Annotated in this window: 19 protein-coding genes and 1 tRNA gene; 15 read left to right on the forward strand and 5 right to left on the reverse strand. The window is 56.9% G+C overall.

Annotated features, from left to right (window positions below; translation table 11 throughout):
* Positions 1-166: 166 nt before the first annotated feature.
* Positions 167-242, reverse strand: a tRNA-Arg gene (locus Q7U76_10325).
* Between the two features lie 138 nt (positions 243-380).
* Complete coding sequence (locus tag Q7U76_10330) at positions 381-1,355, reverse strand: hypothetical protein (protein ID MDO8356773.1); 975 nt, start codon at positions 1,353-1,355, stop codon at positions 381-383.
* Positions 1,356-1,806: 451 nt separating this feature from the next.
* Here Q7U76_10330 and Q7U76_10335 point away from each other — a divergent pair, with 451 nt between their 5' ends.
* Complete coding sequence (locus Q7U76_10335) at positions 1,807-1,995, forward strand: hypothetical protein (protein ID MDO8356774.1); 189 nt, start codon at positions 1,807-1,809, stop codon at positions 1,993-1,995.
* Between the two features lie 44 nt (positions 1,996-2,039).
* Positions 2,040-2,975: a hypothetical protein gene (locus tag Q7U76_10340; GenBank protein MDO8356775.1), complete on the forward strand. Its 936-nt coding sequence runs from the start codon at positions 2,040-2,042 to the stop codon at positions 2,973-2,975.
* Positions 2,976-2,996: 21 nt separating this feature from the next.
* Here the strand turns inward: Q7U76_10340 and Q7U76_10345 are convergent, their stop codons facing one another.
* The 3 genes from Q7U76_10345 to glgC all read right to left on the reverse strand — a co-directional run bounded on the left by Q7U76_10345 (position 2,997) and on the right by glgC (position 7,219).
* Positions 2,997-4,061 (reverse strand): DEAD/DEAH box helicase, encoded by a 1,065-nt coding sequence (locus tag Q7U76_10345; protein MDO8356776.1) that lies wholly within the window; start codon positions 4,059-4,061, stop codon positions 2,997-2,999.
* A gap of 85 nt (positions 4,062-4,146) precedes the next feature.
* Entirely contained in the window at positions 4,147-6,006 is a 1,860-nt protein-coding gene (locus tag Q7U76_10350; protein MDO8356777.1) for a hypothetical protein, read from the reverse strand.
* Positions 5,981-7,219 carry a glucose-1-phosphate adenylyltransferase gene (gene glgC, locus Q7U76_10355; GenBank protein MDO8356778.1) on the reverse strand — a complete coding sequence of 413 codons (1,239 nt, stop codon included), beginning with the start codon at positions 7,217-7,219 and terminating at the stop codon, positions 5,981-5,983. Before glgC ends, Q7U76_10350 begins: the two co-directional genes overlap by 26 nt.
* A 129-nt stretch (positions 7,220-7,348) precedes the next feature.
* Here glgC and Q7U76_10360 point away from each other — a divergent pair, with 129 nt between their 5' ends.
* From Q7U76_10360 to Q7U76_10420, 13 genes are all read left to right on the forward strand, one after another.
* On the forward strand, positions 7,349-7,660 hold the full coding sequence (locus tag Q7U76_10360) for a hypothetical protein (protein ID MDO8356779.1): 312 nt from the start codon (positions 7,349-7,351) through the stop codon (positions 7,658-7,660).
* A gap of 122 nt (positions 7,661-7,782) precedes the next feature.
* Positions 7,783-8,886 (forward strand): ABC transporter ATP-binding protein, encoded by a 1,104-nt coding sequence (locus Q7U76_10365; GenBank protein ID MDO8356780.1) that lies wholly within the window; start codon positions 7,783-7,785, stop codon positions 8,884-8,886.
* Positions 8,883-9,770 (forward strand): ABC transporter permease, encoded by an 888-nt coding sequence (locus Q7U76_10370; protein MDO8356781.1) that lies wholly within the window; start codon positions 8,883-8,885, stop codon positions 9,768-9,770. Before Q7U76_10365 ends, Q7U76_10370 begins: the two co-directional genes overlap by 4 nt.
* Positions 9,767-10,534 carry an ABC transporter permease gene (locus Q7U76_10375; GenBank protein MDO8356782.1) on the forward strand — a complete coding sequence of 256 codons (768 nt, stop codon included), beginning with the start codon at positions 9,767-9,769 and terminating at the stop codon, positions 10,532-10,534. The genes Q7U76_10370 and Q7U76_10375 overlap by 4 nt, the downstream gene beginning before the upstream one ends.
* A gap of 7 nt (positions 10,535-10,541) precedes the next feature.
* Positions 10,542-11,597, forward strand: a complete 1,056-nt coding sequence (locus Q7U76_10380; GenBank protein MDO8356783.1) for a spermidine/putrescine ABC transporter substrate-binding protein — start codon at positions 10,542-10,544, stop codon at positions 11,595-11,597.
* Positions 11,598-11,714: 117 nt separating this feature from the next.
* The gene (locus tag Q7U76_10385) at positions 11,715-13,064 is read left to right on the forward strand and encodes a TolC family protein (GenBank protein ID MDO8356784.1); all 1,350 of its coding nucleotides are present in this window, start codon (positions 11,715-11,717) and stop codon (positions 13,062-13,064) included.
* A gap of 35 nt (positions 13,065-13,099) precedes the next feature.
* On the forward strand, positions 13,100-14,263 hold the full coding sequence (locus tag Q7U76_10390; GenBank protein ID MDO8356785.1) for an efflux RND transporter periplasmic adaptor subunit: 1,164 nt from the start codon (positions 13,100-13,102) through the stop codon (positions 14,261-14,263).
* 49 nt (positions 14,264-14,312) lie between these two features.
* Positions 14,313-17,399, forward strand: a complete 3,087-nt coding sequence (locus tag Q7U76_10395) for a CusA/CzcA family heavy metal efflux RND transporter (GenBank protein ID MDO8356786.1) — start codon at positions 14,313-14,315, stop codon at positions 17,397-17,399.
* A complete protein-coding gene (locus Q7U76_10400; protein MDO8356787.1) occupies positions 17,396-18,202 on the forward strand; it encodes a HEAT repeat domain-containing protein in 807 nt (268 codons plus the stop codon). The genes Q7U76_10395 and Q7U76_10400 overlap by 4 nt, the downstream gene beginning before the upstream one ends.
* A gap of 196 nt (positions 18,203-18,398) precedes the next feature.
* Positions 18,399-18,935 (forward strand): peptide deformylase, encoded by a 537-nt coding sequence (gene def / locus Q7U76_10405; GenBank protein MDO8356788.1) that lies wholly within the window; start codon positions 18,399-18,401, stop codon positions 18,933-18,935.
* 23 nt (positions 18,936-18,958) lie between these two features.
* Positions 18,959-20,683 (forward strand): ABC transporter ATP-binding protein, encoded by a 1,725-nt coding sequence (locus Q7U76_10410; protein MDO8356789.1) that lies wholly within the window; start codon positions 18,959-18,961, stop codon positions 20,681-20,683.
* Positions 20,684-20,962: 279 nt separating this feature from the next.
* Positions 20,963-21,157 (forward strand): hypothetical protein, encoded by a 195-nt coding sequence (locus Q7U76_10415; GenBank protein MDO8356790.1) that lies wholly within the window; start codon positions 20,963-20,965, stop codon positions 21,155-21,157.
* Between the two features lie 6 nt (positions 21,158-21,163).
* On the forward strand, positions 21,164-21,373 hold the full coding sequence (locus Q7U76_10420) for a hypothetical protein (protein MDO8356791.1): 210 nt from the start codon (positions 21,164-21,166) through the stop codon (positions 21,371-21,373).
* Positions 21,374-21,539: the final 166 nt, after the last annotated feature.

Raw genomic sequence — 21,539 nt, forward strand, 5'->3', positions numbered from 1 at the left:
ATTCCTGGTGCCTCTATCGGCTATCGGGCTGCCCTGTAGGCGTGATCATGATGTTCGGAGCATGTGTGGTCATGCGGGGTTTCACGCTCCACGAATAATGAAGCGCTTCCTGCACGCATGGTTCTCTGTTTGCTGTAGCAGAGAGGTCAGGGGAGTGATGTACAAGTGGTGCGCCCGACAGGACTTGAACCTGTAACCTTCTGATCCGTAGTCAGATGCTCTATCCATTGAGCTACGGGCGCGTAGGAGAAGCACAGTTTCACCGGGCCCCACGCGTTACGCTCTAACGAGCCATGCGGAGAGTGAAGGGCGGTCGGATCACGCTGCAGAGAGGGGTTATACAGGTGTCTGGCCTGGCGGGTCAAGGGATCGCAGAAACTTTAGAGTAGGGGCTTGCTGACCTCAGTGGAGCAGGGGCTTTCATTGCCTGCGTTATCGAACGCGCTGACGCAGAAATAGTAGGTCCTGCCAGTGGTGAGATTCGCGGCATTGTAGGCGGCTACAGGCCCCAGGGCGATGGGAGGGTTGTACAGCCGTGATTGTGTTCCGATGTAGACTTTATATCCGGCTAGATCAGGCTCTGTGTTTGCAGTCCAACTGAGACCAACGGATCCTGTTGTGGTGGGTGCCGGCTGGCTGAGGGTGAGAGAGACAGGGATCTGTTGGGGGGAATTGGTGGCTCCTGAAGCTATGACCGCGATGACGGTGCTGTAGGTGCCTGCCGCCAGTCCTTGGATGTTCACGCTCGCACTGACCTGATCGGTTTCCGTGGTGGTCGTGCCAGCCGCGGTGTTCAGCGCCAACCATGCGGCAGATTCCGTCATGCTCCAGGTGAGCGTCCCGCCGGTCGGATTGACCAGGTTCATGGTCTTCGCAAGAGGATTCGTTCCTCCGACTGTTCCTGAAAAGCTCAGGCTTGCCGGATTGAGCAGCATGCTGGGGGTTGGCGTCGTCACACCTCCTGAGACGATGAGGCTGATGGCAACGGATTCAGTCTGGTAGCGGCCATAGCGATCTGCAATGGCAATCTGGACGGTGCTGTTGTAGGTGCCGGCTGAGAGGCCAAGCTGGTTCACTTGCACGGTGATCGTATCTTCCTCCCTTGAGATGGTTCCCGATGCCGGGGATACCACGAGCCATGGTGAGGTTTCCGTCACTGTCCAATTCCTGGCCACGAGCGTCCTCTTTGAAAACGTCACGGCTTGAGCCGGTGGGGTGGACCCGCCGGAAGTCGCCGTAAAGGTGAGGGCTCTGGGCGCGTAGGAGAAGGCGAAGAGCTCAGATGGATCGAGAAGGCTCACCGCAGCGATGGGCACCCAGAGTACGAGAGAAAGAAGTGTCTTATCGTATTGCATGCTGTGCCGTCCGTCTTTTTATGTTAGTGGGCGAGCGGGGTGACGAGGGTCATCCTGCTGGTTTGTTCTGTCGTCTCAAATGTTACTTCAGCAATCGCTGTGCCGCTGCACAAGGAGAGGGCGTAAGACCAGAACAAGGCCCGTTTCTGGTGACTTAGGGTGAGGTGGCTGGAAACGGTCGCCTGAGAGATTCTGTAGAGATCGTACGGTGGCACCTTCAATTCATCGCTTGTGGGGAGAGCTGTTAGTCTTTCGCGTAAGAGCCGCGCAATCGTCAACCAAGAAAGAAAAAAACGATGTTCAGATTTCCCTCTCTCAGGTAGGATGACGTCGGACTGTGGTCTGCGAAATTTACTGGGGGATTCTGCACGCGATGTCGGACCAGCAATGTACTCAACATGGGATTCATGTGCCGGATACGTCGAGAGGCAACTCGGGTAGGATTCAACTCGTGATTCAATGGACGGTCGGCACAGTGCTTGTCGTGCTCATGGGATCGTGGTTGGTGTGGTGGACCATACATCTTCAGCGGCAATTTGCGGAAGATGAGATCCGGGCCGCCTGTCAGCGGGTGATGCCGGATACGGTCCAACGCTGTGTGGATACGGTGGTGATTCAACGGGGGGGCGCGAGACGATGAGTGGAGGATGGAGGCGGGTGTGCACCGGTCTGCTGTGCGGAGCGATGTCGATCGCGACGGTCTCAGTTGGCGCAGGGGAAGAGCTCGTTCAGGAATCTCGGCCCAAGGTCGAACTGAGTGCGGGGACCTGGATCAGTACCGGCGAGACCAAATGGGCTCACAATGCCTCTTCGGTCGCAGGATTGGGTAATCCAACTTCCAAGTTGACCTACAAAGATGTCGGCACGAATGTGATCGACCTAACCGGGAAGTTCTGGTTTTCGCCAAGAATATTCGGCCGGTTGAACGGGGGATTTGCGAACATCGGTGGTGGTCGTCTGACGGATGACGACTATGGATCAGGGCAACGGTTGTTTTCGCAAACGACCAGCAACATTCCCGGCAATAATATGTACTACATCAATGCCGATTTGGGCGGCCGTGTAAAAGAATTCGCCAACCACCGTGGCTACCTGGACTTGTTCGGAGGATTTCAGTACTGGCATACGGAGTATCAGGCCACAGGGGTGACGCAGGTGGCCTGTAATTCGAGTGCGATCCCAGGCTTGACCTGTAATGCAGCCAACACGGTCAGCAATCAAGGGCAGACGGTCATTACGAACAAGACGAATTGGTATTCGCTTCGAGTCGGAGCCACGACGGAATATCGGATCACACGACGTATCAGCTTGTTAGGAAGTGCGGCTCTTATTCCGCTGAGCATCGTCGAGAATAAGGATATTCATCACCTGAGATCAGACCTTCAACAGAATCCGAGTATCTCGATGTTGGGATGGGGGGTTGGGGCTGATGCAGATGTCGGGGTGAGATTTATGCTTATGAAGAATATGTCTCTCAACTTAGGCTATCGTGTCTGGTGGAACCATGCAGTCGATGGGACTGTCACGTTCCATGGCACAACCGCTACTTCCGAGTATCCACTCACCCAGTTCGATTCTCTCCGCCACGGTCTGACGGCCGGCCTCAACTTCACGTTCTAAGATTAGATCAACGGAGACAGCTTACCGGCGGCGGCCTGACGGCAGGGTTTCGTCTTCGTACTGTTCGAAGAGCCTCTTGGCTTCCGGGTGCAGGTGGCCAGGATGTCCATGGGGGATGCCCACGGTGCGGAAGAGCGGCGCGAGCTTTCCGTTCGGATGCAAGTAGCCGGCGCGAAGTGGGACGGTTCGCGTACTGTGCTTGATCAGATGGCAGGGAGTCGGCCTGATCGTGGTGAGCCAGTCGGCAATGTCGTGCGGGTTGCCGATCGACGCAGAGAGCAAGAGCAGTTTGGCTTGGCTCGGACAGAAAATGATCGTTTCTTCCCAGACGACACCCCGCTCCGGATCCGCAATATATTGCGACTCGTCCAAAATCACGAGACCTAAGGTATCGAGCCGTACATCGATTTCACCGCCCCCCGCGTCGTAGAGCAGATTTCGCAAGATTTCTGTCGTCATAATCAACAGGGGCGCTTGCCCATTGTCCCGCCGATCGCCGGTCAGAATACCAACCTGATCGGCCCCGAAGATTTTTGAAAATTCTGTATACTTGGTATTCGAGAGGGCCTTGAGGGGCGAGGTATAGATGACGGTCCGATTCTCCGCGATGGCCCGGCGAGCCGCTTCAACTGCGACATAGGTCTTTCCGCTTCCCGTCGGAACGCTCACGACGACGTCGCCCTCTCGTAATTTGGCGATGGCGTCTTCTTGCCAGGCATCGGGGACGAAGGTTTGCGGCGGCGGCACTCCCAGTCCTTCCAGCCAGCTTGAGAGGGTAATGCCCGGTTCCTGGGATTCCGGCTCAACAGGCCTATGCCCGGCGCGGCGCGGCGCGACTGCTGGTTTCGGTTTTCGCGCGGCCGGGGCTTGGGGGGGGGCTGGAGCCGGGCGAGCCTCTCGCTCACCGATCAAGGTCTGGAGGTCGGATTCGAATCCTGGTCGATTCTCGGCAGAGTGGCGTAGGAGGACCTCGATCAAGCGACGTTTACCCGCGCGGAAATGCCGTTGCACTCGTCCGCGCGCAAGTCGATGCAGGAGGGCGATCGGTTGTTGGGCCAGAAGTTGTTCGAGTTCTTCGGTGGTCATTGTTGCCTCGTTGATCGTGAAGCGTGAAGCGTGAAGCGTCCGAATCCGTGGACGAGATACGCTTCACGAGTGACGAACGACGCCTTCACGGTAATTCCTCCAGTACGCCTCGGCGGAGGGCAGCAATCGCTCGTGAGGCGCTGTCTGCCAACCCCGGGTGTGTGCCTTTGAGTGTGCGTAGCTGCGAGAGAAACTCCAAGGTTCGTGCTAAGAGGCGATAGATATCCCCTTCAGCCATCGTGGTGCTCTTACAGAGACCGATCCAGGTGAGCGAGGGGTCGCCGATCCACCGCTCCGTCACCGCGGCAATGTCGGCCCGCAAGAGCGGGGGATCTTCATGCGGCGCGAGCGACACAGCCAGCTTTCGCACCTGCCCGAGCAAGGAACCCAATCCTGAACTGACGCGAGGAAAGGCGCCGGGGCGATCGTCGTCATGCGCGATGCTCGACATAACGGCGGCCAGCATGGCGGGATCGGCTCCATTGAAGGCATCCGCCCGGAGCAATTCGGTGATGAGCAGCGAATGGTCGATGCGAATGAGCCTGGCCCATTCGCCGTCGTCGGTGAGACGGGACGTCGGCGAGAGGTACCCGAACTGTTGCAGGACATCGATCTTCTCCTGGAAACGATGCCACAGACTGGTGCGCAGGGCCTGGATCGATTTGATGTGGCGTTGTTGTTCCTGTCGGAGTTTGGAGGCAAGGGGGTAGTCGCTCTGACAGGCGGCGCGCGACGGACAGGTCGGGCAGGCAAAATCGCCCAGGGTTTGTACGATCGCGTCCGGAATCGGTTCATTGTCTTTTGGAGTCAGGATGGGAAGTTCCGGTAGCCTGGTCGGTAACTCGTCCAGTTGCCGGAGTAAGTCTTCTACACTTTCCGGCGTGCACCAGGGATAGACCGGCGCGTCCACGCAGTCGAGGATACGGTCGGAGACTTCGGTGACGGTGGAGGAGGGGGATTCGGTAATGCCTCCTCCCTGACGCAGGGCTGTGACCATCGGGCTCTTTTGTCCCTTGCTCCGGTATTGCCGTAGGACGACGCCGCGGCTCCGGCCGAATCCCACCACGCGACCCGGGGTGAGAAAGTGAAAGCGCGCGGCCACTTCTGGTGGCTCGTGCCTTCTGACGGGAGCCCGGTGCGATTTCTGGCGCCGGACCTGGTCGAAGGTCTGCCATTCCGTGATCCAGTCGGTGCAGACGCGCGGTCCGAACGGCTCCATCTGATCGCGCAGATCGTCCAGTTTTCGTTCCAGGACTTCGGCGCGTTGGTTGAGCTGAAATTGCGCGAAACTTTTTGCGAGAATCGATTGAATCTGATCCAGGGGATGCGCCTTCAACAGATTGAGGACCATCGGATAGCTGATGAGGAACTGGCTATTGATCGCTTCCGGATGGCCGGTAAACCCCTTGGTCAGCACGTTGAGATCGATGTAGGGCGACGGCGTCACGACGGCGAAGCCCACGAGATCTTTGCCGCGTCGTCCTGCTCGGCCGGCAATCTGCTGCACTTCGCCGATCGTCAAGTCCATGAAGTCGCGCGACTTGCGTATGCTGGATTGCGTGATGATGACGGTGCGCGCGGGGAAATCGACGCCGGCGGCCAAGGTGGTCGTGGCGAAGACGGCGTCGAGACAGCCATGGCGCATCAGTTCCTCGACCGCAATTTTCCATGAGGGAAGATGCCCGGCATGGTGCGCGGCCACACCGATGCGTGTGACGGTCGGAATGAGCGGATGCTCGGCGATGCTGGGATATTGGGCGATCACCTTGTCCAGCACGGCGGCGATGGCTTCTTGACGAGGCGGCGGAAGGAAGATGTGGCTATGGTCGAAGGCCTGCATCGCTTCATCGCACGCACGGCGCGACGTCAGAAAGACAATGGCAGGGGTCAAGTGCTTCTCGCGAAGGGCTAGGATCAGGTCAACTGGATGAATCGAGGGAGGCATGCAGTTTCATTCCCTTTGAAATCACGACGAGGCCGGATTCGGTGACGGTAAATCGCTGTGCATCGGCCGCCCGGTCGTACCCGATTTCCGTGTTGGGCGGGATGACGACATCCTTATCGATGATGGCCCGTTTGATCCGGCTCTGTTCGCCGATGACGACGTTTTCCATGACAATCGATTCACGCACGTCGGCATGATCCAGCACGCGGACGTTCGGTGAGAGCACCGAGTTTTGCACTCGGCCACCCGAGACGATGCAGCCGCCGCAGACGATGGAATCCAGGGCCACGCCCATTCTGCCGCCCTGATAGTCTTGCGCGAAGACGAATTTGGCGGGTGGAAATTGTCCCTGATAGGTGCGAATCGGCCACTGCTGGTCGTAGAGATTGAACTGGGGATCCACCGCGACGAGGTCCAGATTCGCTTCCCAGTAGGCGTCCAAGGTGCCGATGTCCCGCCAATACTTCACGTCTTTATTGTTCGCATCGACAAAGTTGTAGGCATAGGCACGTCGATCGCGGATCATCTGCGGAATGATGTTTTTCCCGAAATCGTGGCTCCCGCCGTCTTGGGCATCGGCAATCAAGTGCTCACGGAGGACCTTGGTGCGAAAGAGGTAGATGCCCATCGAGGCAAAGGCCTTGGTCGGGTCGTTGGGGACCGACGTTGGGTGGGGAGGCTTCTCTTCAAAGTTCGTAATCCGGAAATCCTCATCCACGCTCATCACGCCGAACCGATGGGCCTCTTCGATCGGGATATCGATGGCGCCGACCACGACATCGGCGCCTTTGGCGAGGAGCCAATGGAACATCTCCATATAGTCCATCTTGTAGATGTGGTCGCCGGCCAGGACGAGGACATAGTCCGGTTGTTCGTTGTCGAGGAGGAACATGTTTTGATGCACCGCGTCGGCGGTGCCTTGATACCATTCTTCGCTGATCCGCTGCTGGGGTGGAATCGAGGCGATGTATTCCCCGAGTTCGGCGTTGAGGATGTTCCAGCCTGTGCGGATGTGCTTGTCGAGCGAATGGGATTTGTACTGGATGAGGACGGCGACTTTGCGAAGTCCGGAATTGAGACAGTTGCTGAGTGTGAAATCGATAATGCGATACTTTCCACCAAAGGGCACCGCCGGCTTGGCTCGATGTTCGGTGAGCGGCTGAAGCCGTTCGCCTTTTCCCCCCGCCAGCACCATGGTGAAAATATTCTGCATTACGGCGAATTGTAGCAGGACGCAGAGGAAATAGAAAGAAAGCAGACTCGTTGACATCGCGAAGATCTGAGACGATACTACGCGAGACAGCCTAGGCATATGCGTGAGTCGTCGATCAAAGGAGTAGGTATGAAGCGGGATGTATTAGTTACGTCGCTGGTAAGACAGAAGCCGATTCTGAAATCGGTTCAAAAGTCGGTTCAGAAGCCGATCGTGGATCGCAGTAAGGATGCGCTATCGCGGGTCGAACATCTTGAAAGCCAAATGGCCAAGTTGTCCGAATTGGTCCGTGAGCATGCGGAGGATGTCGATCGGTTGGTGCGAATCGTGGCAGAAGATCGCGAAGTCATTCGGCGACAGTTGTTGCGCAAGCACCATGAGCAAGTCCGGGTTCGGAAACATCTCCGTGATTCGAATTCCAAAGTAGGACTCGACTCCTAAGCCGGTGATCCTGTGCCGGCGATTCCTCCTCGTGGGTCTTTCCTCTCAGCATTGCGAACAGACCCAGCCCGCCTCGTTCTTGCTGCATCGCCCTTGTGCCGGTGACATCCACATGGATCAGCATGGTTGACCAATCAGCGAGCATCGACATCACGTCTTTGGTGAAGCGGCATGGTGCGACGCTCGCGGTCGACCATGTGTCGTTGACCGTGCAGCGAGGGGAATTCTTTTCGCTCCTCGGTCCCAGCGGAGCAGGGAAGACGTCCCTGTTGCGGATGATCGCAGGCTTTGAAACGCCGGATGAGGGGACGATTCGAATCGATGGCCGCTCGATGGAGGCGGTTCCACCGAACCGCCGACCCGTGAATCTCGTCTTTCAATCCTACGCACTTTTTCCCCATATGACGGTCGCTGAAAATGTGGCCTTCGGCCCCACGATGCAGGGAGCCGCACGCGCCGACATTGCGTCTCGCGTTCGTCTCGCCTTGGACATGGTGAAGCTTTCATCGAAAGAGGAACGTTTGCCGTCCCAGCTATCGGGCGGGGAGCAACAACGCGTGGCACTGGCCCGTGCCTTGGTGAATCGGCCGGCTGTTCTGTTACTCGATGAGCCGCTCTCAGCGTTGGACCAACAGCTCCGGCAAGAGATGCAGGTTGAATTGAAATCCATTCAAGCACGAGCGGCCTGCACCTTCGTCGGCGTCACCCATCATCAGGAAGAAGCCCTGACCATGTCGGACCGTGTAGCGGTCATGCATCAGGGTCGGGTGCTGCAGGTCGGTAGCCCCCAAGACCTGTATGAGTCGCCAGGCTCGGCATTTGTGGCCCGGTTTATCGGGGTCTCGAATGAACTACGTGGAATCGTTCGACGCATCGACGGGGAGCGAGCGATCGTGCAATCTCCGGAATGCGTTGGAGAGATTCAGATTGTCCTGCCCATGCATCTGGCTATCCAGGTGGGAAGTCCGGTGACGCTGCTGATACGGCCAGAGCGGCTTCGCCTGTCGACTGCCGCGCAGGGGTTAAGCGGTGAACAGAGTCTGACCGCCTTAGTCGACAAGGTGCTCTACAGTGGAAGCGATCGCCGCTATCTGGTACGTCTCGGCGAGCATGTCGTCTGGAACGTGCGGGTGCCGAACGATGAGTCCGGTCGAAACAGGCTCGTGCCGGGCGATAATTTGTGCGTGCGCTGGCAGATCTCCGATGCCGTGGTGTTGAGCGAATGAACAGCTCTCCTCCTGCCGGACGGGTGGAGTCTTCAGGGCCTGTGGCATCCTGGTGGCTGCTCGGACCAGGTCTGCTCTGGATGGGGCTGTTGTTTGTGGTGCCGCTCAGTCTTGTCCTTGTGATCAGTTTCGCCGAACGGGGAACCTATGGCGGGATTGTCTGGACGTTCAGCCTGACGAACTATCTCGATCTTCTCCATCCTCTTTACGCTCGTATTTTTGGCCAATCGATCCTCCTGGCCGCCGTGACGACCTTGCTTTGCCTGATCATGGGTTTCCCCTTGGCTTACTACATCGCGAGGGCGGCGCCGGGACGGCAGGGGATTTTGTTGTTGCTGGTCATGATTCCCTTCTGGACCAACTTCCTCGTGCGTACCTATGCCTGGATGTTTATCCTCCGCACAGAAGGTCTGCTCAATACGCTGCTACTGAAGTTGGGAGTGATTGCGGCTCCGATCGAGCTGCTCTACTCCAACACCGCCGTCGTGATTGGACTGGTCTATAGCTATCTCCCCTTTATGGTCCTGCCGCTGTATGTCGCGCTCGAGCGGGTGGATCGGACGTTGGTCGAGGCGGCCTGGGATCTGTACGCCACGCGATGGGTGATTCTGTGGCGGATTATTGTGCCGCTTGCCAGGCCAGGGATCATGGCCGGTTGTCTCCTTGTCTTTATTCCTTCGCTGGGAGCATTTCTCACTCCGGATCTTCTCGGGGGCGCCAGGAGCATGATGGTCGGGAACCTCATCCAACATGAGTTTTTGGTCGCGCGCGATTGGCCGCTTGGCGCGGCCATCTCCTGTCTGTTGATGCTGTTCGTGATGGGCATGATGCGCTGGTTGCTTCACGCCTCGTCATCACGCTCCCGGCAGGAGGAGGAGTCATGAAACAGGCTGGGGGCTGGTTGTGGCGCTTGAGTCTGGCCAATCTGTTCTTTCTCTATGGACCGATCGCCGTGCTGATCCTGTTTTCGTTCAACGCGTCGCGATTGTCTGCGACCTGGCAAGGATGGACGTGGCAATGGTATCGCGTTTTGTGGGTGAATCAAGCGCTGCTCGATGCCACAGTGAACAGCCTGTGGGTAGCGGCGGTATCGACAGTGCTGGCACTGTTCTTGGGGGTCGGCCTCGCGGTGGGGTTGGAAGGTCTGCCAGGGAGACGGCAGCGCCAGATTGAACAGGCGATGCTGCTGCCGCTGGTGATTCCCGAAGTCATGATGGGGGTCTCGCTGTTGTTGTTGTTCGTCCTACTACAGATTCCCCTCAGTCTGATGACGGTGATGATTGGCCATGCCCTGTTCAACGTGCCCGTCGTCATGATCATCGTGCGAGCTCGTCTCAAAAAACTAGATCCACGATTGTTGGAAGTCGCAGCGGATCTTGGGGCCTCCTATTGGGATACGTTGCGTCATGTGACGATTCCGCTGCTCATGCCTGCCATTCTCGGGGCAGGGCTCATGGCCTTTACCATTTCGCTCGACGACTTCATCGTGACCTATTTTACGGCCGGTCCCGGGGCGACGACCCTGCCGCTGAAAGTCTATTCGATGATCAAATCCGGCATGTCTCCCGAGATCAACGCCCTGTCGGCCCTGTTCGTGATCGTGTCCATGGGGTTGATCGGGTTGTCCCTTCTCTTGCAACGACGATAGGGCACGTATGCGTATCAAAGGAATACGGCTCTCCCTCTGCCTACTGATGCTCCTCCTCTGGGGGACCGTGGCCTGTCAACGAACTTCCGGGGATGCAGGGCAGAAGACGCTTCACTATTTTACCTGGTCCGATTACGTCGGCCCCGAGTTGTTGGCTGAGTTTGAACGACGCCATGGTGTGCATGTTGTCGTGGATACGTTCAGCAGCAATGAAGAACTATTGGCCAAGCTCCAGGGTGGAGCCACGGGTTACGATGTGACGGTGCCGTCAGACTTCATGGCGGCGATCATGATTCAGCAGGGACTTGTTGCGGAACTCGATCCCACGAAGCTGCCTAATGCCGCTACGTTGGAAGACCACCTCCAACACCTTCCGTTCGATCCGACGCAGCGGTTCGCAATTCCCTATCTCTGGGGGACGGTCGGGATCGGGTATGACTCAGCCGTTGTCTCGACACCGCCAGACAGTTGGGCTGTGCTGTGGGATGCCCGTTATACAGGGAAGATCAGCATGTTGAACGATCAGCGAGAAGTGTTTGGGGCGGTCCTCCGGTCGATGGGGGCCTCCATGAATACCAAGGACCCGGCGTTGATTGAGGCGGCGAAAACGCGATTGTTGGTGCAGAAGCCATTGGTGAAGGCCTATGCCAGCGAGCATTACGACCAGCTATTGGCGTCGGGCGATGTGGTGCTGGCGCATGGGTGGGGAGGGCCGGTTGCTCGGGCGATGTTAGATCGGCCGTCGATTCGTTATGTCGTGCCGAAAGAAGGTGGGACTCTCTGGGCGGACTGTCTGGTCGTGCTGAAGTCCTCTCCCAGGAAAGAACTGGCGACGCAGTTCATCAATTATCTCTTGGAGCCTCAGGTGGCGGCGCGCACAGCTGAACGCCTGCTCTTTGCCTCGGCTAATAAAGCAGCCAGGCCATTTGTGCCCTCACGTATTTTGGATAATCCAGCCATCTATCCACCCCTCGACTTGCTCCCTCGTCTGGAATGGATGACCGACGTAGGCGCGGCGCTGCGAATGTATGATCGGGCTTGGACAGAACTCAAGATGCATTAGCGGGCCGGCCGTTTCTTATCAATTAACTGAGTGATCGACAAGGGATAATAAGTGCTTATTTATCAAGAGGTTCTTTGCTTCAGCCTACGTACCCTGTATAATGACACTTCGGTTAGGATGAATGTGCGATGGCCACAAATTAGGAGCCTGTCTGTGTTGCTGGATCGACGATTCATGCTCATGTGCGCTCTCGCAATCATCAGCGTTCTGGGTATTTCCGGATCTCTTGCCGGTGCAGCCTCGCCGTCTTCAATGTCTGAACAGACCACTGTGGCCTCGAAGGCGGTTCGCCTCAGCGTCAACGATGCGCTGGCATTGTTCATCAATCAAAACCTCGATGTGCTGATCGCCAAGTATGGGATTGAGTACAGCAAGGGACAGCAGATTACTGCGGGGCTGTTTCCCAATCCTGTGGCGACAATCGGCACGCTCAGCTCGTTTACACAGGGGCGGACATCGTCGAGTAGCGGAGCGCTTTCCGGCCAAATCCAGCAGTTGTTCGAGTTGGCAGGAAAACGCGGTTACCGGATTGAAAGCGCTGGTTATGGCATCCAGTCCGCGGAAGCATCGTTTGGCGATGCCGTGCGCCAATTGGGGTTCACCGTCAAGGACACGTACTACCGAATTCAGTTGGCTCAGCGGCGCCTGATTTTAGCCGAAGAGAATCGAGACCGCTTTGCCCGTATTCTCGATATCAATACGATTCGGTTTAAGAAAGGGTACATTGCGGAGGTCGACCTCATTCGCATCAGGCTGCAGATGGTCGATTTTCAATCGCAAGTGATTCAATCGTTGCAGGAAGGGGAATCGGCCCGCGGAGATCTTCGACTGTTGTTGCGACTTTCGCCGAGTACCCTACTGGAACTGACGACAGAATTAGACTTTCGGCGCATCGATCCTGACATCGGGAAGCTACGGATGGTCGCGCTCGATCTTCGCCCCGATATCAAGGCGCGGCGGTTTGTGTATTCGCAACGCGAGTCCGACCTGAAGCTCGCAAAGGCGTACCGCATCCCCGACGTGACGATCGGGGCCGGGTATGCCGTTCAGGGACCGCAGGGGCCGGATAATCCCCAGCAGTGGTCTCTCAACTTGGGGCTTCCGCTTCCCATATTCAATCGGAATCAGGGTGGAATCCTCCAGGCCGAGGTCGCAGTACAAACTGCCGAGGCCGACTTGAATAAAACCGTTAATCTAGTTGAAAATGAAGTGGAAGTCGCGTATCGCAACCTCTTGCAGAGCCGGCGGCTTGTAGAGGCCTATGTGGGTGGAGTGTTGGAGGATGCCCGCTCGACCTTTACTATCGTCGAACGGGCCTATGAGCGGGGCGGTGCGACGATTCTCGATTTGCTGGATGCGGCGCGCACCTCGCGGATGATTCAGCAGAATTATATCGAAGCGCTCTTTAACTATCAGCATCAGCTTTTTCAGTTAGAAAGTGCCGTGGGGCAGGAGATTACATCGTGAGAACCTTTGTTCCAGCAGAGGCAATGGTTGAGCGTATGAAGGAATCTCTCGGATTTCTATCTGCACGATCGGTTTCAACCGTTGCCTTCGCCTGTCTGTTTCTTGTTGCCTGTGGGCGAGAAGAGCAACCGGCAGTTTCCAATGCCGCCAGTCCTCTTCCTCCGAAGGCCGGCTCAGTCCAGGAGTCGCATCCGCGTGTGGAAACGGCTCTCGTTGAAGTCGGATCGGGGGCTCATGACTTGACCTTGTCCGGGAAGGTCGCGTATGGGGAAGATCGCTACTCCAGAATTTCCTCTCCACTCCAAGGCCGCGTCCTTGAAGTACGGGCGCACTTGGGCGAGCGTGTGCAGGCAGGAAGCGTGCTGTTGGTGTTGGATAGCCAGGAAATTGCTCAGGCCTATTCGGAATACGTCAAGGAAGACTCCGATCTTCAATATGCGACCCGTGCCCGTGATTTGGCCAAGGACCTGTATGAGAACAAAGCCCTGCCGTTGAAGGATCTCAAGCAGGCGGAGAACGAACTGACCAAGGCGCGCGCAGAGTTTCGCCGCGCAAAAGAGCGGTTGTTGTCGTTGCGGGTGCCAGCCCAGGAGTTGGATAAACCGCTCGATCGTCAGAAAATTACGTCACGATTCGACATGAAGAGTCCCTTGACCGGGATTGTCGTGGAGCGAAACGTCACGCCCGGACAGTCGATCGGGGGCGATTCCGGCCAGGTCGTCTTCACGGTAGCTGACCTCGATATGCTGCAGGTCGTGGCGGATGTGTATGAACGGGATCTGGCGCTGGTCAGAGAAGGGCAGTTCGCAACGGTCAGCGTAGAAGCGTATCCGGATGTGAGCTTTCCCGCGACTGTGGCCACCATCGGCGACGTCGTCGATACGACGTCGAGAACCATTAAGCTGCGCGCCTGGGTCAATAATAAGGACCATCGGCTGAAGCCGGAAATGTTTGCGCGTCTCCATATCCAGGTCGGAGAGTCGACACCGCTGCTGATGATTCCACGCGAAGCGGTATTGGAAGTGGACGGGAAGCAGTTTGTGTACGTCGTCGAAGGTCCCGACCAGTATGTCAAACGGGAAGTCAAAGTGAGCACGATTTCACCGGATCATGTGCGGGTCTTGGAAGGCCTGACATCAGGCCAGCGTATTGTGATTAAAGGCGCCGTGTTGATCAAGGGACAGGAAGTGAAGGGATAGTGTCTCACCAGATAGTTCTCCTCCTTCGAATTGGAATCGAACCGCACCCATGATAGCCCGAATCGTCGAACTCTCTCTGGTCCAGCGGGTCATGGTCTGTGTCCTGGGTTTTCTCCTCCTGTTCGGCGGGCTCTACGCCTTTCATCTTCTCGATATCGTCGCCTATCCAGACCCCTCGCCGCCGATGGTCGAATTGATCACCCAGCAGCCGGGGTGGTCGGCCGAAGAAGTCGAGCGCCAAATCACGATTCCCATTGAAGTCGCCCTCAACGGCATGCAGGGCCTCACCGACATTCGCTCCCTCTCGATCTTCGGGTTGAGCGACATCAAAATCTATTTCGATTTCGATACGGAAGTGTTTCGCGACCGTCAGGAAGTCTTGAATCGGTTGAGCTCGGTGCAATTGCCTCCGGGTGTGGCGCCGTCGCTGTCTCCTTGGTGGGCGATTGCCGAAATCTATCGCTATGAACTCACGGGAGCGGGCGAGACGACGCTCACGGATTTGAAAACGGTTCAGGATTGGCAGGTCCGTCGAGAATTTCGGCGCATTCCCGGAGTGATCGACGTCACCGCGTTCGGCGGAACGACCAAGGAATATCACGTCGACATCGATCCGGGCCGGCTCATCAGTTATGGCGTCAGTCTGTCGCAGGTCATGTCCGCCTTGACCAATAGTAATGCGAACGTCGGAGGTAACTACCTGACGATCGGCGCGCAGAACTACAATATTCGTGGTTTAGGCTTGATCAACGGGATCGCGGATATTGAAAACGTCATGGTGGCCGAAAAAGACGGGACCCCGATTTTCGTCAAGACACTCGGAGCGGTCGCGGTCGGTCCACGAGTTCGATTGGGCAAGGTCGGCATCGACGATCGCGACGACGTCGTCGAAGGGGTCGTCCTGCTCCAGCGCGGGTATAAGGCACTTAATGTCCTGGAGAAGGTGCGAGATAAAGTCGAGGACCTGAATACGTGGAAGTTGCCGGCCGGCATCAAGGTCAAAACATTTTACGATCGTACGGCCCTGATTCATACGACGGTGGAGACGGTCACCGATATTCTCATCAGCGGTATGGTCTTGGTCTTTATCATCTTGTTTGTGTTCCTGGGGCATTTGCGCGCGGCCTTGATTGTCGCCTTGACCATCCCGCTGTCCTTGCTGTTTACCTTCGGCATGATGGTCTCGATCGGTCAGTCGGCGAATTTGATCTCCCTTGGGTCCATCGATTTCGGCATCATTGTCGATGCCACGCTCATTATGGTGGAGAGCATCTTCTTCCATCTGGCGCACGGGAAGACGCATGGCCTGACGGTCCACCAGCAGATTGTGCGGGCCGCTCGGCAGGTGGGACAGCCGATTTTCTATTCCACGGCGATTATCGTGGTGGCGTTCATTCCGCTCTTTACGATGACGGGTGTGCCGGGGAAGATCTTCGCACCGATGTCCATTACCTATGGGTTTGCCTTGGTGGGCGCACTGTTGATGGCCTTTACGTTGGCGCCCGTCCTCTGTTCCTTTCTGCTCAAGGGCATGATCAGTGAAGATGATACGGTGATCGTGCGCGGAGTCCGCCGGGTCTACAATGGCATTTTGGACTGGGCGTTAGATCATCGGGTTGTGGTCGTCGGTGCCTGCGTGGGTCTTCTGGCCGTCACCTTCGTGGCATTGAAGTCGATCGGAGGAGAGTTCATGCCGGCGTTGGAAGAGGGAAATCTTTGGGTGCGTGCCACGATGCCCGTGGATATTTCTTTCGACCAAGCCGCAAAGCTGACGAGCGAGATTCGCCGCCTGTTCCGCGAGTCGCCCGAAGTCACGACGATTGTCTCGCAGTTGGGCCGTCCAGACGACGGTACCGATCCCACGAGCTTTTTCAATGCCGAGTTCCTGGCCAATCTCAAGCCGGAAAAGGAATGGCGTCCCGGCTTGAGTAAAGATGGGCTGATCGAAGAGATCGAGGGGAGGCTGAAAGTTATTCCCGGAATTATCTTCAATTTTTCACAGGTCATTCAGGACAATGTGGAAGAGGCCATGTCGGGGGTGAAGGGAGAAAACTCCATCAAGCTCTTCGGGTCCGATCTGAAGACCATGGAAGCGAAGGCGACGGAAATCGAACATGTCATGAGGAACATCCATGGCGTCAAAGATTTGGGAATCTTCCGCCTGGTGGGGCAGCCGAATCTGCTGATCCAGGTCGATCGCGAGGCCAGCGCGCGGTATGGGTTGCAAGTGTCGGATGTGAACGCCGTGGTCCAGGCAGCAGTCGGAGGCCAGGCTGTCACGCAGGTGTATGAGGGCGAACGGCTCTTCGATCTTGTGGTCCGGTTTCTCCCGGAGTTTCGGCAGGATGTCGACGCGATCGGGAATATCCTGGTCAGCACGCCGGATGGGGCCCGTATTCCCTTGAAACAGGTCGCCACGATCACAACTCAGACCGGCGCCTTCATTATTTATCGCGAAAACAATGAGCGGTATATTCCGATCAAGTTCAGTGTCCGGGATCGTGACCTTCAAAGTACCGTAGAGGAGGCCCAAGCGCTCCTAGCCAAGGAGGTCACGCTTCCCGAGCGCTATCGGATGGAATGGGCCGGTCAATACGACCAGTTGAAAGAAGAACAACAACGATTGGCAAAGGTGGTCCCGATCAGTTTGGTGATCATTTTGTTCCTCTTGTACACGACTTTCGATTCGATCAAGAACGCCCTCCTGGTCTTGAGCACGGTCCCCTTTGCCTTGGTGGGAGGGGTGCTGTCACTCGTGGCGACCCATACGAATTTTAGTATTTCTGCCGCGGTTGGAGTGATTTCGACGCTGGGGGTGGCCATCCTCGGCGGGGTCCTGTTGATTTCCCGCATCGAAGATTTCCGTCGCACGGGGTTAACCCTTCGGGAGTCTGTTCGGAAGGGGGCCGACGTGCAGATGCGACCGATTCTCATGGCGACGTTGGGTGCCGCGATTGGTTTGCTGCCGGCTGCTCTTGCAACCGGCATTGGGTCGCAGGCACAGAAACCGCTCGCACGAGTGGTGGTCGGAGGTATGCTGACAGCAGCGGTGCTGATTTTGGTGGTCTTGCCGGTACTCTACGAAATTGTCCATCGGCGCGATGAGCGTCTTGGTGAAGGGGAAGAAAGGGAATGATTGTGCAGAAACGACATCTGTATTCCTGGGGAATCTTCGTGTTGGCTGTATTCCTGGGAGCGCCCCAGACCTTGTGGGCCGACCCTCTAGGCATAGGAAGGGCCATCCCGATTCAGGTGCCGTACGAGGCGCCTCCAAAGGGACAGGACGTTCTGGCTGAGTCCGTTCCACAGAATACGAAACCGTTGACGCCTGAAGAAGTCCAGCGGGCGGAAGCGCTCCTGCCGTTGCTCGAGGGGAAGCAAGAGTTTTGGGCGATGGGGGAATTCGTGCATCTCGGCGAGCCCGCCGTGCCGGTCCTGGTGAAGGGCTTAACCATGCCTGGCCCGCGGATTCGTTACAACGTGATTGAAACAATTTCGATGTTGAAGGCGGTCTCGGCAGTTCCCGCCCTCGTCGCAGCAGCCAAGGAACCGAATGAAATCCCGCGGGTGCGCGAACATGCGTTGCGGGTGGCGGTGCGATTGGACGCGGCCAAAGCCGTGGAGGCGATCGAGGTGATGGCGAAGGATCAGAATTCGTCGATTCGAAAAGCGGCCGCCTTTGAGTCCCGTTATGTCAGGGAGAAAGCCGTCGTACCCATTTTGATCGGAACGATCGGCGATGAGGAACGTTTCGTGGCCCTTTCGGCGGTGCAGTCCCTCTGGATTTTGACCAGGCATGAAAGCGAGTTCCACGATTGGGAGACCTCGTCCAAGCAAGACCGTCAAGAATGGACGGTCGAATGGTCGGAATGGTGGAACGGGCAAAAAGATACGTTTGAAATGCCGGATCCGAAGAGGTCGGGGCGTAATCGACCGTAGAGCGCGAATCGCGAGAAAGGGGAGACAGGCGCAACGCGGATCAATTATATCCTCTTCGCTTGTCCCTCTTGATCCGCGCATCGTGCCTGTCTCGCATGCCTATGCCCTGCCTTGCGGGGCTGAAAAACCCTGTGTTATATTTTCTGAGACCGCGCGCTCCTCTCATGACGTGCTAGAAGGATTGTAGGTTCGTTCCATGGCTATTCTTCCGATTGCAAAGCTCGGTAATCCTATCCTCCGTCAGATCGCGGCGAAGGTCGATCCTCGCGATATTCGCACGAAAGAGCTGCAGCGTTTCATCGACGATCTGTTTGAAACCATGTTGGATGAGCCTGGTATCGGGTTGGCCTCGCCACAAGTGTCTCGCTCGATCCAACTGGTGGTGCTGGGTTGTGAGGGCGACGGTGAGGACAGTTTTCCCAATACCGTGCTCATCAATCCCAAGATCGTGTTCTATGGTCCGCAGCAGGAGGAAAATTGGGAAGGCTGTCTGAGTGTCGACGGATTGCGCGGGAAGGTGACGCGCCCGGCTGTGGTGCGAGTGCAGGCGCTGGATCGTGACGGAAAATCTATCGATATCGAAGCGACCGGTCTCTATGCGGTCTGTATCCAGCACGAGATGGATCATCTGATCGGCAAACTGTTCGTGGACCGGATGACCGATATGTCGACGCTCACGCAACTCGCGGAGTTCAGTCGCTATTGGCAAAAAGAATCGACCCCGGTCATTTAACCAGCCGTGAATAGACCCTCCTTGTGAAAACCCTCCTTCGCGTGCTCCAGTACCTGAGTCCGCACCGTGCCATGGTGGTCGGCACCTTTCTGTTCGCCGGGTTAGCCACCGCCTTCGAGTTGGTGCCGCCGTGGCTCATCAAAGTGATCATCGACGACGTGATTCAGGCTGGAAAAGTCCAGCTCCTGTCATGGGTGTTTCTCGCGCTCTGCACCGCCTATCTGTTGCGGAATTTCTGCGGATCGATGCGCATCAGGATGAATAACGGACTGGAGCAGCAAGTCGTCCATGACCTGCATGTTCAGGTGTTTTCCGCCCTCCAACGACTCTCGATCAGCTTCTACGAAAATCGTCCGACGGGCGAGATCATGTCACGGGTCTTGAACGATACCGAGCACATGCAGCGCATCTTCGTCGACGGCCTCGAAGAGATTATTACGGCAGGATTGACGCTGATCGGGATCATGATCGTGCTGTTTATGCTCAACTGGAAGCTGGCCTTGCTGGCGCTTGTGCCGATTCCTCTGTTGATCGTGGGTGCCGCCCTCTTTACCAAGCGTGTCCATGGGCATTATCGCGTCATTCGAAAGGGCGCAGCCGAATTGAACGCCCTCTTGCAAGACGTGCTGGCCGGTATTCGGGAGACGATGGGGTTCAATCGTCAGCCGTACGAACAGGAGCGATTCGATCGGAAGAGCGACCGCTGCCGGCAAGATACGTTAAAAGCCATGTATCTCTGGTCCTTCTACTCCCCAGGCATGATGCTGATCGGGAGTCTTGGCGGGGCGATGGTGCTCTGGTTCGGCACAGCAGAGGTTCTAGCGCATCGGCTGTCCGTGGGCGAACTGGTGATGTTCACCTCCTACCTGGCGCTCTTCTATGTCCCGATCAATCAGATTCACTCGGTGAACCACATGTTGCAACATGCGTTGGCTGCAAGTGAGCGGGTGTTCGAAGTACTCGACCTCGTGCCGGATGTCAGGGATCGGCCTGACGCGAAAATCCCGGTGCCTCGGGTACGAGGGGAAGTCGCCTTTCATCGCGCTGGGTTTCATTATCGGCCCGATTCGCCGATTTTGCATGACGTGACGGTAACCGTCCGTGCGGGAGAGCGGGTTGCGCTGGTCGGTCCGAGCGGCGCGGGCAAAAGCACGACGCTCAAACTATTGATGCGGTTTTACGATGTGACAGAAGGCGCCATCACCATCGATGGGTACGATATCCGCGATCTGCCCCTCGCCTTTCTTCGCAGTCAGATCGGGCTGGTCCAACAAGAGCCGTTCCTGTTCAACGGTACCGTGAGAGAGAACATCCTGTATGGCGATCTGTCGGCAAGGCAGGGAGAGGTTGAAGCGGCGGCGAAAGTCGCTCGCGCCCACGACTTCATCATGGCACTTCCTGAAGGCTACGATACCTGGATCGGAGAGCGAGGCGTCAAGCTGTCAGTCGGGCAGCGGCAACGTGTGTCGATCGCCCGTGTGATCCTCAAGGACCCACCGATCGTCATGTTCGATGAGGCCACGTCCAATATCGACACGGAGACCGAGGTCAAGATTCGGGAGGCGCTGGACGATCTTACGAAGGGGCGGACGACGATCATCATTGCCCATCGCCTCTCCACGATTCACGGCGTGGACCGGATCATCGTCGTCGATCACGGTCGCGTCGTCGAAGACGGCACGCACGAGACGTTGATCGGTCGGGGAGGCGTGTATACGCGGCTGTATGACGCCCAGTTCCAGGTGTAGCAGGATGCTGAAAAAGTCCGCCAGCGTCGTTCTCGCATCGTTCAGACCCTCAACGTACCCCAAGGGTACGCCTCGGCCCTTCACTCGCTGCGGCCTAGCTGGACGGCCTTTTTGAGCATCCTGCAAAGTTGTGTCCGAGTACTCATAAGCTGGTGAGTCATTGAATGTAGGCCTGTCGAGATGATTCGTGTCGCTCCTGCTTGGGAGGATCGTGCCAGGCCGTTGCGGATGGAACTGGTCCGCCAGTATACTGAGCCTCACTTGAGGGAGAATTGACCGATGGTGCTGATTTATGAAAGCGATCCCCTGGATGACGAAGACGCGCGCGGGCGCTTTTATCATGTCTGCCGCGGGAAAATTATTAAGACGGAGATTCAACTGCCGGCCGGTGAGTCCGTGTACGAATGTCCGGTGTGCGAAATCGATCTCGAAGCCGAAGACTTTTGGCTCGCGAGGCAGAAAGGGTCGGTGTAGAACAGCATGGCCGGAAGCGCAGGACGAAAAACCGTATCCGTATCTCGCGGGCTGATGATGCTCTGCGATACCTGTTATGACCAGGTCATGGAAGAGAAGTTAACCGACGCCAGGAACTTTATTGCAGACCACGAAGCGCTCTTCGATTCGATCTGTCTCGGGTGCACCGATATCAACAGGCCCCTCATCGACGACATGCTCGGCAGCTCCGAATGAGGCTGTTGAAAAATCCCGCCAGCTGGAAAACGCTGAACGGTGAGCTGGAAAGTGCTCGCACTTCAGCTTCATAGTTTAGTTGCCCATTCGCTGCGGCCTTGCTGAACGGGCTTTTTGAACATCCTCATAGCGCTAGTCTCCTACTGGCTGGATACTGATGACGTCG

This window comes from Nitrospirota bacterium, from assembly GCA_030645475.1.
In the GTDB taxonomy this organism is placed as follows: Bacteria; Nitrospirota; Nitrospiria; order Nitrospirales; family Nitrospiraceae; genus Palsa-1315.

What these genes read in the sequence shown, in the direction of transcription:
- Q7U76_10330 (MDO8356773.1), bottom strand. Translation starts at nt 1,355, where the DNA reads ATGCAATACGATAAGACACTTCTTTCTCTCGTACTCTGGGTGCCCATC.
- Q7U76_10340 (MDO8356775.1), top strand. Translation starts at nt 2,040, where the DNA reads ATGTCGATCGCGACGGTCTCAGTTGGCGCAGGGGAAGAGCTCGTTCAG.
- Q7U76_10345 (MDO8356776.1), bottom strand. Translation starts at nt 4,061, where the DNA reads ATGACCACCGAAGAACTCGAACAACTTCTGGCCCAACAACCGATCGCC.
- Q7U76_10350 (MDO8356777.1), bottom strand. Translation starts at nt 6,006, where the DNA reads ATGCCTCCCTCGATTCATCCAGTTGACCTGATCCTAGCCCTTCGCGAG.
- glgC (MDO8356778.1), bottom strand. Translation starts at nt 7,219, where the DNA reads ATGCAGAATATTTTCACCATGGTGCTGGCGGGGGGAAAAGGCGAACGG.
- Q7U76_10360 (MDO8356779.1), top strand. Translation starts at nt 7,349, where the DNA reads ATGAAGCGGGATGTATTAGTTACGTCGCTGGTAAGACAGAAGCCGATT.
- Q7U76_10365 (MDO8356780.1), top strand. Translation starts at nt 7,783, where the DNA reads ATGGTTGACCAATCAGCGAGCATCGACATCACGTCTTTGGTGAAGCGG.
- Q7U76_10370 (MDO8356781.1), top strand. Translation starts at nt 8,883, where the DNA reads ATGAACAGCTCTCCTCCTGCCGGACGGGTGGAGTCTTCAGGGCCTGTG.
- Q7U76_10375 (MDO8356782.1), top strand. Translation starts at nt 9,767, where the DNA reads ATGAAACAGGCTGGGGGCTGGTTGTGGCGCTTGAGTCTGGCCAATCTG.
- Q7U76_10380 (MDO8356783.1), top strand. Translation starts at nt 10,542, where the DNA reads ATGCGTATCAAAGGAATACGGCTCTCCCTCTGCCTACTGATGCTCCTC.
- Q7U76_10385 (MDO8356784.1), top strand. Translation starts at nt 11,715, where the DNA reads ATGAATGTGCGATGGCCACAAATTAGGAGCCTGTCTGTGTTGCTGGAT.
- Q7U76_10390 (MDO8356785.1), top strand. Translation starts at nt 13,100, where the DNA reads ATGAAGGAATCTCTCGGATTTCTATCTGCACGATCGGTTTCAACCGTT.
- Q7U76_10395 (MDO8356786.1), top strand. Translation starts at nt 14,313, where the DNA reads ATGATAGCCCGAATCGTCGAACTCTCTCTGGTCCAGCGGGTCATGGTC.
- Q7U76_10400 (MDO8356787.1), top strand. Translation starts at nt 17,396, where the DNA reads ATGATTGTGCAGAAACGACATCTGTATTCCTGGGGAATCTTCGTGTTG.
- def (MDO8356788.1), top strand. Translation starts at nt 18,399, where the DNA reads ATGGCTATTCTTCCGATTGCAAAGCTCGGTAATCCTATCCTCCGTCAG.
- Q7U76_10415 (MDO8356790.1), top strand. Translation starts at nt 20,963, where the DNA reads ATGGTGCTGATTTATGAAAGCGATCCCCTGGATGACGAAGACGCGCGC.
- Q7U76_10420 (MDO8356791.1), top strand. Translation starts at nt 21,164, where the DNA reads ATGGCCGGAAGCGCAGGACGAAAAACCGTATCCGTATCTCGCGGGCTG.